At 73.0% G+C, this 16168-nt stretch carries 5 protein-coding genes and 1 pseudogene; 5 read left to right on the plus strand and 1 reads right to left on the minus strand.

All coding sequences use genetic code 11. From position 1 onward, the window contains the following. The first annotated feature begins 7 nt into the window (after positions 1 to 7). From AB0J88_RS05920 to AB0J88_RS05935, 4 genes and pseudogenes are all read left to right on the plus strand, one after another. Positions 8 to 3115: an FtsX-like permease family protein gene (locus AB0J88_RS05920; RefSeq protein WP_364352964.1), complete on the plus strand. Its 3108-nt coding sequence runs from the start codon at positions 8 to 10 to the stop codon at positions 3113 to 3115. Continuing rightward, the gene (locus tag AB0J88_RS05925; protein WP_364352967.1) at positions 3112 to 6123 is read left to right on the plus strand and encodes an FtsX-like permease family protein; all 3012 of its coding nucleotides are present in this window, start codon (positions 3112 to 3114) and stop codon (positions 6121 to 6123) included. Before AB0J88_RS05920 ends, AB0J88_RS05925 begins: the two co-directional genes overlap by 4 nt. A gap of 6 nt (positions 6124 to 6129) precedes the next feature. Next, the gene (locus AB0J88_RS05930) at positions 6130 to 7041 is read left to right on the plus strand and encodes a tetratricopeptide repeat protein (RefSeq protein WP_364352970.1); all 912 of its coding nucleotides are present in this window, start codon (positions 6130 to 6132) and stop codon (positions 7039 to 7041) included. A gap of 13 nt (positions 7042 to 7054) precedes the next feature. Then, positions 7055 to 7957, plus strand: a pseudogene (locus AB0J88_RS05935) (arginase family protein); the annotation flags it as partial. A 1030-nt stretch (positions 7958 to 8987) separates the two neighbouring features. On the opposite strand, the gene AB0J88_RS05940 reads toward AB0J88_RS05935, so the two are convergent. Next, positions 8988 to 10898 carry a penicillin-binding transpeptidase domain-containing protein gene (locus AB0J88_RS05940; protein WP_364352973.1) on the minus strand — a complete coding sequence of 637 codons (1911 nt, stop codon included), beginning with the start codon at positions 10896 to 10898 and terminating at the stop codon, positions 8988 to 8990. A gap of 182 nt (positions 10899 to 11080) precedes the next feature. Between AB0J88_RS05940 and AB0J88_RS05945 the strand changes: the two genes are divergently transcribed. Beyond that, positions 11081 to 16069 carry an NAD-glutamate dehydrogenase gene (locus AB0J88_RS05945; RefSeq protein ID WP_364352976.1) on the plus strand — a complete coding sequence of 1663 codons (4989 nt, stop codon included), beginning with the start codon at positions 11081 to 11083 and terminating at the stop codon, positions 16067 to 16069. The last annotated feature ends 99 nt before the right edge of the window (positions 16070 to 16168 follow it).

Below are 16168 nucleotides of genomic sequence, written 5' to 3' on the forward strand. Positions count from 1 at the left end.
ACCGCGGATGTTCAAAGTCGTTCGGGGCGCGCTGCGGGCGCGCCGTGCTCAGGCCGCGACGGTGCTCGTGCTCACCGGCCTCGCCGTGGCCGTCGCCGCGGCGGCGCCCTGGTACGTCAGCGCCGCGGAACGTTCGGTCGCGGTGGCCGACGTCGACGGAGCCCGGTCCAGCGAACTCGTCGTGTGGGTCGCCGGCCGGGTCGAGGGTTCGATCGCGGCCGGCGGCACGGTTCGCCCGGGGGCCGAGGTGGTCTCCGAGGTCGAGCAGCAGGCCGGCGCGCTGGTCGACCTCCCGGGCGCCGGCACCACCACGTCCCTGCGGGAGACCGGTTCGATCGTCTCCGACCTGGGCAAGGTCGGCCTGCGGGTGGTCTACCGCGACGACATGTGCGAGCACCTGGCGGTCGAGGGCAGTTGCCCGCGCGAGCGCGGCGAGGTGCTGCTGAGCCGGCGCACCGCGCAGGCCCTCCAGGTCAAGGCCGGCGACAAGGTCGACTTCGCGCTGTCCTCGCAGCCGCCGATCGAGTTCACCGTCGCCGGCACCTACCAGCTGTCGGATCCGCTCGGCCCCTACTGGGCGCTGACCGACTACGGCGGCTCGGGAGCACTCGACCCGAGCGGGGACGGGCCCGGCGACCCCGCCTTCGTCAGCTCGGACACCATCGCCGCGCTGCCGATCAAGGAGATCCTCGCCGACTACCACCTGCGCATCCCGCCCGGCATGTTCCTCGACGACCTCGCCGGGCTGCGCGCTGCCCTGGCCGCGGTGGGCCGCGACAACGGCGCATGGCGGGTCAGCACCGACGCCGTCACGCTGGCCGGGCGGATCGACCGGGAACGCGACCTCGTCGGCCTCGGCGTCGGGCTGGCGGCCGTACAGCTGCTGGTGCTCTGCTGGTTCGGACTGTTCTTCGCGGTCCGGCACACGGCCGAGCAGCGCCGGCCCGACATCGGCCTGCTGAAGCTGCGCGGTGCCGCGCGCTGGCGGCTCTGGCACCTGGCGATCTCGCAGAGCGCGGTGCCGATGCTGTTCGGTGCGGCGCTCGGCGCGGCCGTCGGGCTCGGGGTGGCCAGGTTGGTCGCCGGCGACGTCCGGCAGACCGCGTCGGCCGCCATCCTCTCCGGCGTCGCCGCGCTCGCGGCCCTGATCGGGGCGGTGCTCGCGGCGATCGTCGCCGACGCCGGCGGCATGCGCGCACCGGTCGGCGACCTGCTCCGGCACGTGCCGTCCCGGCGACGTGGCTGGCGGGCCGAGGTGGTTGACCTGCTCATCGTGCTCGTCGCCGCCGGCGGGCTCTACCAGAGCTACGCGACCTCGGTCGACCGCGACGACACCACCGGCCTCGCGCTGCTCGCGCCCGCATTGGTCGCCGTCCTCGTCGCGCTCGCCGCCGCGCGGCTGCTCACCCCGCTGGCCGGTGGGGTCGGCAAGCGGGCGCTCCGCTCCGGCCACGTCCCGGCGGCCTTGGGTGCCACCCAGCTCGCCCGGCGGCCCGGCACCCACCGCGTCTTCGCGCTGCTGGTCATCGCCGTCGCGTTGCTCGGCACGGCGGTCGGCGGGTGGACCGCGGCGACCGACGGCCGGGTCGAGCGGGCCCGACACGAGCTCGGCGCCGACCGGGTGCTCACGGTCCAGGCGCGCAGCCGCGCGCAGCTTGTCGCCGCTGTGCGGGCCGCCGACCCGGGCGGCCGGCAGGCGATGGCGGTCGTCCGCAGCCTCAACGGGCCCGCCACGGTGCTGCTCGCCGTCGATTCGGCCCGCTTCGCGGCGGTCGCCGACTGGCAGGCGGTGTACGGCGGCCCGCCGCCCGCCGCCCTGGCCGACCTGCTCCACCCGCCGGCACCGGCCGCGCTGTCCACTCCCGATGGACGGCTGACCCTCGATGTCGAGGTCAAGCTGACGCCTGCGCCGTTGGCGCCGCCGGGCGCGGACGACCCGGGCGGTCTCGGCGGCGGCATCGCGCCGACCGCGTCCGACCCCGTGCTCGTCCTGCTGCACCTGATGAACGCGGCCGGTGACCAGGTCACCGTGCGGTTCGGCCCGGTCAGCGGCCCGCGGGCCAGCTACACCGCGACGCTGAGCGGTTGCGACGCGGGCTGCCGGGTGCTCGGCGTCGAGCCGGTGGCCCGCAACTTCGCCGGGCGCTCGGTGGTGCCCGAGCCGGGCACGACGGTCACCGTCTTCGGGCTGACCGGTGCGGCCGGGCCGGTCCTGCCGCCGGCAACGCTCGGCGACGTGTCGCGCTGGCGGGCCGGCGTCGGCGCCGACGTGGTCGGCCCGAGCCTGGCCACGAAGGACGGGGCGCTCACGATCACCGCGGTCCGCGCCGCGCGCGACCCTGACCGGGCCACCCTGGCGTACGTCGTCGACTCGCCCGCGCCGCTGCCGGTGGTCACCACCGCCAACGCCCGGACCCCGGCGAGCGGCGACCCACGACTGCCCGTCTTCGGGGGTGATCGGGTCCCGATTCGCACGGTCGGTGTTGTCGGCACCCTGCCCACCGCCACCCGTTTCGGTTACCTGATGGACCTCGAATACGCGGACCGGATCGCCGAGAACCCCGGCGCCGACGATGTGCCGCAGGTCTGGCTGACCGCCGACGCCGACCCCGGCATCCTCGACCGGCTGCGGGCCGGCGGGGTGACCGTGATCTCCGACAAGACCTCGGCCGCGTTGACCGACCGGTTCGGTCGCGAGGCACCACCGGCCGCGTTGCGTTTCCAGCTCGTGGCCGCCCTCGCCGGACTGCTGCTCACCGCCGGCGCCTTCATCGTGGTGGCTGCTGTCGAACGCCCCGAACGGGCGGCCGAACTCGCCGCGCTGCGCGCACAGGGCCTGGCCCCCCGGGCGGTCAGCCGGGTCGCCTGGGGTGGCTACCTCGGACTCGCGTTGGCGGCGATCGTGCTCGGCATCGGCGCGAGTGCGCTGGCCCAGGCGGTCACCCGCCAGCCGATCCCGCTCTTCGTCGACGGCTGGAACGTGCTACCGGTCGCCGTCGGCCCACAGTTCGTGCCGCTCGGCCTGGCGCTGCTCGGTGCGCTGCTGGTCGTCGGCGCCGCCGGCGCGGCGGCCGCGACGCTGCTCGTCCGTGCGGTCGACGAGGAGTCCGTGTGATCGCTCTGGTGCGTCTGATGATCACTGCCCGCCGGGCGCAGGCGGCGCTGGTGGTGCTGCTCAGCGCGCTGGCCACGGCGGCGGCGGTGGCCGGCCCGGTCTATACGGCCTCGGTGGACCGGGCCGCGGTGGTCGCCGAGGTGGCCAACACGCCGCCGGAGGAGCGCACGGTGGCGATCCAAGCCGGCATCGACAGCTCCCAGCAGGAGCGGTTCGACTCGTTGGCCGACGACCTGGCCGAGCTGCCCCGGTTCAACACCGTGCTGACCGCGATCCTGCCGGTGCTCGGCCTGGAAGGCGAGTCGAACGACGTGTCGTGGCTGACCTTCCGCGACGGCCTCTGCGAACACGTGCGGATCGTCACTGGGCGCTGTCTGATGGCGGCCGGCGAGGTGGTGGTCGGCGAGTCCACCGCCCGCCGGCTCAAAGTGACGCCCGGCGGGTCGACGATGCTCAGCTGGGCCCGCTACGACGACATCACCGGCAAGTGGTTCATCGCCGGGCGGCCGGAGCCGATCACCGTCGTCGGCGTCTACCGACCACTCGACCGCGACGAGCCGTACTGGGGGCGCAGCGGCTACTTCGCACCGACCGCCCCGGACACCGCCGCGGAGCCGCTGTTCGCCGGGCGGCCGACGGTCGACGGGATCGAGCACGACTTCGACAACCGCACCGTCGAGGCGATCCCGGGCCCGGGCGCTCTCGACGCCGACCATCTGCCGGAGCTGTCCGCGGCGCTCGACAAGCTGAGCGACGACCTGGGCTCCGACGACGAAACGTCGCGCTTCGCCTCGTTCACCAACGAGCTGCCGGGGTTCTTCGAACGCGTACACCGTTCCGACGCCCTGACCCGCGAGTTGGTGCCGTTGGCCGGGCTACCACTGATCGGCCTGTGCTGGCTCGTCATCTTCGTCGCGGTCGCCGGCTCGACCGCGGCCCGCCGGCACGAGCAGGCCCTGATCGCACTGCGCGGCGCGCCGCGGATCGGCCGGTTCTGGCTCGCCGCGGGGGAGAGCGTGATCGCGATCGCGGTCGGTGCCCCGCTCGGCTACCTGGCCGGCACCCTGGCCACCCGGGCGGTCGCCGACGCGCGATTCGGCCCGATCCCCGTCTTCGATCTCACGCCCGCGCCGGGCGCGGTGTCGGCCGCCCTGATCGCGGTCGCCGGAGCGGTGCTGGTCGGGCTGCTGGCATTGCGCCGCGATCTCGCCAGCCCGGTCGTCGACCTGCTGCGGCGGGTGCCGGCGCGGGGCAGCAACTGGCAGACGATCGCGATCGACGCCGGTGCGGTCGTGCTCGCCGTGCTCGCCACAGTGCAGCTACGTGCGTTCGACGGCCAGTTGCTCGGGCTCGGCCTGCTGGTGCCAGGGCTGATCGGGCTCGCGTTGGCGGTGCTCGTCGGTCGGCTGTTGATGCCGCTCGCCGCGTGGCTCGGCCGCCGAGCGGTCGAGCGCGGCCGCCTCGGATTGGCCCTCGGTGCCCTCCAGGTCGCCCGGCGGCCGGGCAGCCAGCGCCTGTTCGTGCTGCTGGCCGTCGCTGTCGCGGTGTTCGGCTTCGCGACCACCACGGTCGACGTGGCCGACCGGGCGCGCGCTGACCGGGCTGCCGTGCAGACCGGCGCCATCCGCACGGTGGAAGTCGCGCCGACGGACTCGGGCACCCTGCGGGCGGCGGTGCGAGCCGTCGACCCGGACGGCCGGTTCGCGATGGCGGTCGGCACCCGACGAGTGCTCGACGGGCCGCAGGTGCTCTTCGCTGACACCGCCGCCCTGCCCGCCGTGGCGAACTGGCGCCCGGAGTACGGCGGCCGCTCGCCGGCCGAGGTCGCCGCCGCGCTGCGACCGCCGGACGACGAGCCGGTGATCGTCAAGGGCGTGGAACTCGCGCTCGCCGTCGACTACGGGACGCCGACGCGACCGGGCACCGAACTGCATCTGACCGCGTTGCTCCGCCCGCTCGCCGGCGGCGCACCCGTGCGGGCCGGCAGTGCCAAGATCGAGCCGGGCCGGCACAGCTGGCCGCTGTTCAGCCCTGCCTGTGCCGACGGTTGCCGGTTGGCCGGGATCGAGGCGGTCTACTCCGCGGCCGGCGGCGAGGCGGCCGAGGTGTCGGTCGTGTCGCTGGCCGTCCGAGCCGACTGGGGCCAGCCGCTCACCGACGTTGTGCCGGCCTTCACGACCGACAAATGGCGGGCCAACGACGACGCCAAGGCGACTGCGGCGGACGGCGGCGTGCACGTCGTCGTGCCCGGCGCGGTCATCCAGCCGAAGCCGACCGTACTGGTGCCGACCGGCACTCCCGTCGACGTCCCGGTGCTCAGCGGCGGGCCGCCGCCCAGGTCGGGCGACGCCGAGGGCGTCGACGGTAACGCGGTGGCCATCCGGCCGGTCGGGCAGGCTCGCGCGCTGCCGCGGATCGGCACGGGGCTGCTGATGGACCTCGGGTACGCCGAGTGGCTCGCCACGGGCAGCACCGACCTGGACCTTCCCGAGGTCTGGCTCGGGCCGGCGGCTCCGCCCGACATCGAGCAGCGGCTCGCCGCCAAGGGGCTGGTGGTGACCGGCCGGGACTCGATGGCGGCGGCCGCCGACCGGCTCGACGGGCGCGGGCCGGCGCTCGCCGTCTGGTTCCACCCGCTGGCCGGTGGGGTCGCGGTGCTGCTCGCCGCGTGCGGCATGTGGCTGATGGCGGCCGTCGACCGTCGGCGGGTGCTCGACGACATGGTCGCCCTGCGGCGGCAGGGACTCGCGGCGCGTACCGGCGGGAGCTGGGTTCTCTGGGCCTATCTGCCGGTCGCCATCGCGGCCGTGGTAACCGGTTTGGTAGCGGCCGTCATCGCCTGGGCGGTGGTCGGCCGGTATGTCCCGTATTTCGTCGATGATGACTTCGCGCTCGCGGCACCGACCTGGCCCAGGCTCATCGCCATCGCCCTTCCGGCGGTCGTGGCGGCCCTGCTGTTCACCACCGTGGCGGTCGGTCTGCGTCGCGCGCTGCGCGTGCGAGACTAGGGAACCATGAGCGAACCACGGACCTCTCCGTCGATCTTCACCCGCGGTGCGGTCGATCTCGGCGCACTGCGGCCGTCCGGATCACCGTCCCCGGCGGCCGGTGCCAGCGAGGGCGGGCCGGCCTCACCGCCCGCTTTCTCACCCTCGGGCGGCGGCAGCTCCGCCGTGATCGAGGTAACCGAGGCGACCTTCCAGGCCGAGGTCCTCGAACGTTCCATGACGACCCCCGTGGTGATCGACTTCTGGGCCGAGTGGTGCGAGCCGTGCAAGCAGCTCTCGCCGGTCCTGGAGAAGCTCGCCATCGAGGGCGGCGGCGCCTGGGTGCTCGCCAAGATCGATGTTGACGCCAACCAGCGGCTCGCGCAGATGTTCCGGGTGCAGGGCATCCCGATGGTCTTCGCGGTCGTCGGTGGCCAGCCCGTCGACGCCTTCTCCGGGGTCGTGCCCGAGGCCCAGCTCCGCCAGTGGATCGGCGCGGTCCTCAAGGCGGGCGGCGTCGAGGTCGAGACGCCGGCCGACCCGCGGCTCGAGTCCGCCGACGACGCGCTGATGGTGGGCGACCTCGACGCGGCCGAGGCGGCGTACAAGAAGATCCTGTTCGAGGCGCCGGCCGATGCCGCGGCCGAGGCCGGGCTGGCCCAGGTCGGCCTCTTCCGCCGGGTGCAGGGCGTCGACGCGGCCACGGCCCTGGCCGCCGCTCCGGACGACATCCCGGGGCAGCTGCTCGCGGCCGACGTCGAGGTGCTCGGCGGCGAGGCGGAGCGCGCCTACAAGAGACTGGTCGACCTGGTCCGACGCAGCGTCGGCGACGACAAGGAGACGGTCCGCAAGCATCTGGTGTCGTTGTTCACGATCGCCGGACCCGACGACCCGGCGGTCTCCGCGGCCCGCCGGGCCCTGGCCAGCGCGCTGTTCTGAGCCGGTGACCGCCGTGCGCCGGATCGCACTCCTGGACGCGCCGTCGAACCTGGGCCTACGACCGCCCACGCCGACGTCCACTCCGGGCTGCGCCAAGGCGCCCGGCGCTCTCCGCGACCACGGCCTGCTGGGCCGCCTCGCCGCCCGCGACGCGGGCTGTCTGACCCCGCCACGGTACGACCCGGGCGACTGGCGACCGGGCGACGGCGTCTGCCACGCGAACGCGATCGCCGCGTACTCGGTAGCCCTGGCGGGCCGCATCGGCGCCATCATCGACGCGGACGAGTTCCCGGTGGTCCTGGGCGGTGACTGTTCCATCCTGCTGGGCTCCGGCCTGGCCATGCACCGCCTCGGCGAGGCGGTCGGTGGCCGGATCGGCCTGGTCTTCGTAGACGGCCACTCCGACTTCCGCCACCCGGGCAACGCGTCCTATGTGGGTGCGGCGGCCGGCGAGGACCTGGCCCTGGCCACGGGCCGCGGCCAGGCCGACCTGGCGGCCATCGAAGGCCGAAGACCCTACTTCCGCGACATAGACGTGGTGGTGCTGGGCATCCGAGCCCAGGACGAGTACCGCCTGGACCTCCAGGCCGCCGGCATCCTGACCCGCCCGGTGCCGGCGCTGCGCGCGGAGGGCGCGGCCCGCTCGGCGCAGTGGGCGCGCGACCAACTCGCGGACTGTGCGGGCTACTGGGTACACGTCGACGTCGACGTCCTGGACCCGGCGGTGATGCCGGCGGTGGACGCGCCTGATCCGGGCGGGATCGCCTTCACCGAGCTGGAGCTGCTGATCGCCGGATTGGTCGACACCCCACACTGCCTGGGGATCGAGCTCACGGTCTTCGACCCGGACTACGACGCGGACGGCACGTACGCGGCCGAGATCGTGAGCTCGCTCGTCGCGGGCCTGGCTCCGATCCGCGCGGCGGCGGCAGCGTCGACACGATCTCCGCTGGCCTTCACGCCGCGCCGCAGGCCGGCACCCGATGGTGACCGCTTCCGGCCGCCGCTGACGGCTGTGGCGGACGGGCCGGAGCCGGTGGTAGCGGTCGCCGAGCCGGCGCCTGTTGTGGTCCCGGTTCCGGTGGTGACCGAGCCGGATGAGCCGGCGCCGACGGTGGCCGAGGCGTCGCCGGCGACCGAAGACCAGAATCCGGCTCCGGAACCCAAGAAGCCGGCGATCGGACGCCAGCGCCGGTCGGCCTTCGACGTGCTCAGCGGCGACGCCGACAACGCCCGCAAACGACGCTCGGCCGCCGACATCCTGGCCGCCCCACTCGGCAGCGACACCGCCGGCCCAGGCCGCCTCCGTCGCGCCACCAACGACGATCCCGCCGCGACCGACTCGCGTCCGAGTACCCCACGACGCCGACCTTCGTCCGATGAAGCAGACCCGGCCGCGGCGGAGGTGCGCCCAGGCGGCCTGCGGCGGCGCCCTACGTCCGATGAGGACGACCCGGCGGTGCGGCCCGGCGGCTTGCGTCGGCGGACTTCCGCTGAGCGCGACGACTCGGGCGCGGACGACATCCGCCCGGGCGGCCTGCGGCGGCGGCCTTCGTCGGCTGGCGAAGACTCGGGTGTGGAGGACGTGCGGCCGGGTGGTTTGCGTCGCCGGGCCTCGACCGACGACGGCGATGTGGTCGCGACGGATGTGCGGCCCGGTGGGCTGCGGCGGCCCGGTCAGGTCGGTGACGGCGACCCGGTGCCGACCGAGACGCACCCTGATGGTTGGCGGCGCACGACGTCACCTGATGACGATGACGCCCTAGTCGCGGACGTGCGGCCCGGAGGCCTGCGCCGTCCCGGCACACCCACCGACGAGTCGCCGGCAGGCTGACGGACGTCCACGGCTGCCGCGGCCTGGACCAGCATGCCGCGGGACCAGACCACGTCAAGCCAGGTGATCAGCCCGACCGCTCGGCGCGATGATGCTCCCGTTCGGTGACCGGTCAATGCAGGGCGCGGATGAAGCGCTCCGCGGCCGGGACCGCTGTTGTGCCGCTGCCGCCGCCGTTCTCGACGAAGACCGCGAACGCGATGTCGCCCTGCCAGCCCACGAACCAGGCGTGCGTGTGCTCCGGGTTGTCGTCGAACTCCGCCGTCCCTGTCTTGCCCGACACCGCGCCGCCCGGTACGTCCTTCAGGGCCGTCGCCGTCCCCGATGTGACCACCTGGCGCATCATCGACTTCAGCGGGCCGAGGGCCTCGGCCTTCAGCGCCGCCCCAGCAGCCGCCGCCGGTCGGTCCGCGAGCACCTGGGGCGTCACCGCTGAGCCCTTCGCCACCGATGCCGTCGCCGCGGCCATCGAAAGCGGCGACACCAGCGTCGTGCCCTGGCCGAAGGCCGCCGCCGCCCGTTCGGCCGCCGAGCCCCCGGACGAGACCTTGCCGCTGAACGCGTCCACGCCCAGGTCCCACTTGGCCTCCAGGCCCAGCGCCCGGCCGGCCGCGGCCAGGCCGTCGTCGCCCAGCGACGGTGCCAGGGACGCGAACGCCGTGTTGCACGACTTGGCGAAGTCGACCTGGAACGGCACCTTGCCCAGGGCGAAGTTCTCCGAGTTCTTGAACGACCGGCCGTCGACGGTGAAGGTCTTCGGGCAGTCGACCGCCGTCGACGCCGTCACCTTGCCGTCGGCGAGCAGGCCGTAACCACTGACCACCTTGAACGTCGACCCCGGCGGCACCTGCGCGGTGAACGCCAGGTTCTCGCCCGAGCCGCCGTCGGGGCCGTTCGCCGCCGCGAGCACGGCGCCGTCGCTGACCCGCACGGCGACCAGCGCGGAACGCTGCCGCACCCCGGCCAGCGCCGAGTCAGCGGCCTCCTGCACCGGCACGGAGAGCGTGGTCTTCACCGGCGTGCCGGGCTTGGCCTCCGACCGCCACAGCTCCTCGCCGTCGACGACCTCGTCCTCCGCGTTCTTGTTCGCGATCACGACCGAGACGCCGGGCGTACCCCGGAGCTGTTTGTCCAAAGCGCCCTGAATGCCGCCGTGGCCGACCAGGTCTCCCGCGGCCACCTCGGAAGGCCGTTTGTCGATGTCCTCCTTGAGCGCCGGATCGGCCGAGCCGAGCAGTGCGCGGGCGAACGCGCGGGTCGGGGCCAGGTCGCGCTTCTCCTCGCGGAACCGGGTGCCCTCCAAAGGCTGGATCTTCGAGCGGATCTGCAGGTACGCGTCGCGGCGCAGACTGACGACATCGAGGAACTGCTCCGGATCCTCGGCCGAGGTGATCCGCTTCGGCAGGTCCGACACGTCGATCGGCGGCAGCGCGGGCCGCACCGACTTGAACGCCTTGTCCAACGCCCGGGCGATGCCCTCCGGGTCGTCGACGCCGGCCGGCTCGACGCCGACCACCACCACGTCGCGGGGCTCGACGATCGGCTTGCCCGCGCCGTCCAGGATGCCGGCCCGCTCCGGCCGTTGGCGGCGCAGCGCGAGCTGGTCGCCGCTCTTGAGCTTGGCGTTGACGATCGCCGGCTCCCAGATCACCGACCAGGTGTCGTCGTTGCCCTGGACGAGCCGGACCGTCGACGGATAGGTCCAGTGCGTGTCGCCCGGCAGCGTCCAGTCGACGTTGATCGCCGCGGTCGCGCTGCCCTCGACCTCCTTGGGGTCGCCTTCCCGGCGTACCGCCGGCGCGGGAAGCTCTCCCGTCAGCTCCTTGAGAGCCGTCGCGACCTCGCTGGCGGCGATCTTGGAGCCGGTCGGTTCGACGAAGGGGATCTGGCTGAAGTCGCCGGACTTCCACGCCGACAGGAAGCTGTCGACGGCGTCGTCCGGGCCGGGGTCGCTGGAACATCCGGCCAGTCCGGCCGCGACGACGGCCAGGCCGGCCACGATCGCTGCGGGACGCTTTCTCATCCACCGACGCATGCCTGAAAATCCTTCCCCCGGGAACATCAGGACCCTAGTACGCGACGCAAAACGGGTATGAGCACCAGTACTTAGGAAGACCCGATCCGACGCGGAACCTTTACCGGGACCGCCGTACGCTGACGGGATTGGGCCCCACAACGTGGTGGGTTTCGAGGGGAGTGGCACCGATGGACCGGCGTCCCACGCGAACGTCGCAGAGCACGGCACCGACCCGCGGCGGTGCGCGCCGCTCAGGCCAGCCGGAGTTGACCGAGGAGTACGACACCGCGCTCGACGACGACGCCGTGTTCGTCACGCCCGTGGCGGCCGGCGCCGCGACCGCGACCGCCGACGACGGTGACGACAGCGAGCTTGACGAGCCGGTGCCCAACGCCGAGCGACTGGTCGCCGAGGCGGTCGCCCTGGCCGGCCCGGGCAGTCCGGAAGCGGCCCTGGTGGCCAGATTCTGGCGATTCGCCCCCGACGAGGAGCTGGTCGGCTACACCGCGCAGGAGATGGCCGACGCCGCCCGGAGCCACCGCGAGCTGGCCGAGCAGCGGATGCCGGGCCAGCTCAAGCTGCGCATCACGGAACCCGTGGCCGATCTGCCACACACGGTGATCGAGATCGTCATCGACGACATGCCGTTCCTGGTCGGCTCGGTCACGGCGCTGCTCACCGGCCGGCACCTCGACGTGCACCTGCTCGTGCACCCGCTGGTCGTGGTCCGCCGCGAGCCGATGGGCAAGCTCATCGAGGTGGCCGCCGAGGTCGAGCCCGACGACGCCATCGACGGCGACATCGTGGAGAGCTGGATGCGCGTCGAGATCGACGCGATCCGCGACGCCACCGAGCGTGAGCAGCTCGAACGCGAGCTGGTGCGGGTGCTGACCGACGTGCGCGAGGCCGTCGAGGACTGGCCCAAGATGCGGCAGAAGGCCCTCGCGATGGCCGACGAGCTGGCCGCAACCCGCACGACCGACGCGCGCCCGCCGGTGCCGGAGAAGGACATCACCGACTCGGTCGAGCTGCTGCGCTGGCTGGCCCACGAGCACTTCACGTTCCTCGGCTACCGCGAATACAAGCTGGTGCCGGGCGAGGGCGGCGAGCAGCTCCTGGCCGCCGAGATGGGCACCGGGCTGGGCATCCTGCGCCAGGACCAGACCACGCCGTTGGCATTGAGCGCCCTGCCGCCCGAGGCGCGGGCCAAGGTGCTGGAGAAGCGGCTGCTGATCATCACCAAGGCCAACTCCCGGGCCACGGTGCAGCGCTCCGCGTACCTCGACTACATCGGTTTCAAGGTCTTCAACGACAAGGGCGAGGTGATCGGCGAGCGCCGGTTCCTCGGCCTGTTCTCCAGCGCCGCCTACCGCACCAGCGTGCGCGAGCTGCCCGTGGTGCGCCGCAAGGTCGCCGAGGTGTTCGACCGCTCCGGGCTCTCCCCCCGCGGCCACTCCGGCAAGGACCTGCTCCAGATCCTCGAGACGTACCCCCGCGACGAGCTTTTCCAGATCAAGACCGACGACCTGTACCGCGCGGTGATCGGCGTGCTGCGGATGGCCGGGCGGCGCCAGCTGCGGGTGTTCGTCCGCCGCGACGGCTACGGCCGGTTCATCTCGTGCCTGATCTACCTGCCCCGGGACCGGTTCACCACGCACAACCGGCTGCGCATGCAGGAGATCCTGTTGCGCCGGTTCAACGGCGTCGGGTTGGACTACACGACCCGGGTCACCGAGTCGCTGCTGGCCCGCGTGCACGTGGTCGTGCGGACCGACCCGACCAACCCGCCCGGCGCCGTCGACGTCGACGCGCTGGCCGAAGAGCTCGCGGACGCCACCCGCCTGTGGGACGACGACTTCAACCTCATGCTCAGCCGCAAACTCGGCGACGAGCAGGGCAAAGCGCTCTTCGCGCGGTACGCGGACGCGTTCCCGGACGGCTACAAGGAGGAGAACACCCCGTACGAGGCGTTCAAGGACCTGGCCAAGCTCGAGCTGCTGGAGGAGCCGGGCCAGCTCGAGATGCACCTGTTCCGGAAGAACCGCGACGACCTCGACGTGCGGTTCAAGGTCTTCCGGTACGGCGAGCCGATGGTGCTCTCCGCAGTGCTGCCGGTGCTGCACTCGCTGGGCGTGCGGGTCTCCGACGAGCGGCCCTACGAGGTCGAGCGGGCGGACGGCACCGTCTACCTCTACGACTTCGGCCTGGAGCTGCCCGACGGGCAGACGCTGCCGACGGCGGTGCGGCCGCACGTGGAGAACGCGTTCGCGGCGGCCTGGCGCGGCGAGGCCGAGGTCGACGGGTTCAACCAGCTCGTCCTGCTGGCCGGCCTGACCTGGCGGCAGGCGGTGATCCTGCGGGCGTACGCGAAGTACCTGCGCCAGGCGGGCACGGTCTTCTCGCAGGACTACATGGAGGCGACCTTCGTCGCGTACCCGGAGATCGCGACCCGGCTCGTCGAGCTGTTCGAGGTGCGCTTCTCACCCCGGCTCGCGCTGGGCGACGACGACCGCGCCGAGCGGGCCGCCACCCTGGTCGACGAGATCGGCAAGCGGCTCGACGACGTCAACAGCCTCGACCAGGACCGGATCCTTCGGTCCTACCTGACGCTGATCCAGGCGACCCTGCGCACCAGCTTCTTCCAGCGGGGTGCCGACGGCCGGCCGAAGTCCTACGTGGCCTTCAAGCTCGACCCGCAGGCCGTGCCGGACCTGCCGGCGCCCCGACCGAAATTTGAGATCTTCGTGTACTCGCCCCGGTTCGAGGGCGTGCACCTGCGGTTCGGGCCGGTCGCCCGGGGCGGGCTGCGCTGGTCCGACCGGCGCGAGGACTTCCGCACCGAGGTGCTCGGCCTGGTCAAGGCGCAGATGGTCAAGAACGCCGTCATCGTGCCGGTGGGCGCCAAGGGCGGCTTCGTCCTCAAGCAGAAGCCGGGCGACCGCGACGAGGCGGTGACCTGCTACAACCTGTTCATCAGCGCACTGCTCGACGTCACCGACAACATCGTGGGCGGCGAGATTCGGCACCCGTCCGACGTGGTGCGGCACGACGGCGACGACCCCTACCTGGTGGTGGCCGCCGACAAGGGCACCGCGACGTTCTCCGACTACGCCAACGCGATCTCGGTGGCGCAGGGGTTCTGGCTCGGCGACGCGTTCGCGTCCGGCGGCTCGGCCGGTTACGACCACAAGAAGATGGGCATCACCGCCCGTGGCGCGTGGGAGTCGGTCAAGCGGCATTTCCGCGACCTCGGCACCGACATCCAGACCACCGACTTCACCGTGGTCGGTGTCGGTGACATGTCCGGCGACGTGTTCGGCAACGGGATGCTGCTCTCGCCGCACATCCGGCTGGTGGCCGCCTTCGACCACCGGCACATCTTCCTGGACCCGTCGCCTGACGCCGCGTCGTCCTATGCGGAGCGGAGGCGGCTGTTCGACCTGCCGCGCTCGTCGTGGGCCGACTACGACGCCGCGCTGATCTCGTCCGGTGGCGGGATCTTCGCTCGTACGCTCAAGTCGATCCCGATCTCCCCCCAGGTGCGCGACGCGCTCGGGCTGGGCGAGGACGTGACCGCCCTGTCCCCGTCCGACCTCCAGAAGGCGATCCTGCAGGCGCCCGTCGACCTGCTGTGGAACGGCGGCATCGGCACGTACGTCAAGGCCACCTCGGAGACGCACGCGGAGGTGGGCGACAAGTCCAACGACGCGATCCGCGTCAACGGCAAGCAGGTGCGCGCGCGGGTCGTCGGCGAGGGCGGCAACCTGGGGCTGACCCAACTGGGCCGCATCGAGTACGCGTTGCGCGGCGGCCGGGTCTACACGGACTTCATCGACAACAGCGCCGGCGTCGACTGCTCCGACCACGAGGTCAACATCAAGATCCTGCTCGGTGGCGCGGTCGCCGACGGCGAGCTCACCGTGCCCGACCGCGACGCGCTGCTGGCCGAGATGACCGACGAGGTCGCGGACCTCGTGCTGCGCGACAACTACAGCCAGGCCACCGCGCTCGGCACGGCTATCGTCCAGGCCGAGTCGCTGCTGCCGGTGCACCGCCGGCTGATCAGCGACATGGAACGCTCGGGCCTGCTGGACCGCTCGCTGGAGGGTCTGCCCACCGACGAAGAGTTGGCCGCCCGCCCCGGCGGCCTGACCGCGCCGGAGTTCGCGGTGCTGCTCGCGTACGTGAAGATCGACCTGGAGAACCAGGTGCTCGCGGACCCGCTGGTCGACGAGCCGTGGACCTTCGAGGTGCTGGCGGACTACTTCCCGACCCCGTTGCGCGCGGCGTACGCGGACCGGATGGCCGGCCACCGCCTGCGCCGCGAGATCGTCACCACGGTGCTGGTCAACGAGGTCGTCAACCGCGGCGGCACGTCCTTCGTCTACCGCGCGATGGAGGAGACGGGAGCCTCGGCCGCCGACGTCATCCGGGCGTTCGTGGCGGCCCGCGAGATCTACGGCCTGCGCCGGCTCTGGGAGTCGGTGGAGGCGCTCGACAACTCGGTGCCGACGTCGGCGCAGACGAAGGTCTACCTGGAGCTGCGGCGGTTGATGGACCGGGCGGTCCGCTGGCTGGTCACGAACCGCCGGTCGCCGCTGGACGTCGAGGGCGAGATCGCCCGCTTCGCCGCGGTGTCGGACCTGCTCGGGGAGCTCGACACCCGGTTCGTGGGAGCCGAGCGCGAGTCGCTGCTGGCGCACATGGAAGAGGTCGAGGCCCGCGGCATGCCGGCGAGCCTGGCGACCGCGGTGGCCCGGGTGATGTACGGCTTCGGCCTGATCGACGTGGTCGAGACGGCCCGGGTGACCGCGCGCGCCCCTGGCGACGTGGCACAGGTCTACTTCGTGCTGAGCGACCGGCTGCGGGTCGACGCGCTGCTGTCGAAGATCTCGCTCCTGCCGCGCGAGGACCGCTGGCAGACCCTGGCGCGAATGGCGCTGCGCTACGACCTGTACGCGGCACTGGCGGCCCTGACGGCGGGAATCCTGCAGACGACGCCGGACGGCGCGCCGATCGAGGAACGCGTGGCGGCGTGGGAAGCCGCCAACGCCACGGCGGTCGGTCGGGCTCAGCGCGCGATCAACGAGTTCGGCGAGTCCAACTCGGACCTGGCCGCCCTGTCGGTCCTGCTACGCCAGATCCGCCAATTGGTCCGCCAGTCCTCCGCGAACTGACGTCCCGTCGCGGGGGGGGCCGGGGGGGGGGGGGGGGCCCCCCCCCCCGCCGCCGGGGGGGGGGGGGGGGGCGGGGGGGGGGGGGGCCCCCCCCCCCCC

The sequence above is a fragment of the Asanoa sp. NPDC049475 genome (genome assembly GCF_040676915.1).
Taxonomy (GTDB): Bacteria; Actinomycetota; Actinomycetes; order Mycobacteriales; family Micromonosporaceae; genus Asanoa.

Excerpts from the sequence above, each read along its gene's own strand:
- AB0J88_RS05945 (WP_364352976.1), top strand. The coding sequence starts at position 11,081 with ATGGACCGGCGTCCCACGCGAACGTCGCAGAGCACGGCACCGACCCGC.
- AB0J88_RS05920 (WP_364352964.1), top strand. The coding sequence starts at position 8 with ATGTTCAAAGTCGTTCGGGGCGCGCTGCGGGCGCGCCGTGCTCAGGCC.
- AB0J88_RS05940 (WP_364352973.1), bottom strand. The coding sequence starts at position 10,898 with ATGAGAAAGCGTCCCGCAGCGATCGTGGCCGGCCTGGCCGTCGTCGCG.
- AB0J88_RS05930 (WP_364352970.1), top strand. The coding sequence starts at position 6,130 with ATGAGCGAACCACGGACCTCTCCGTCGATCTTCACCCGCGGTGCGGTC.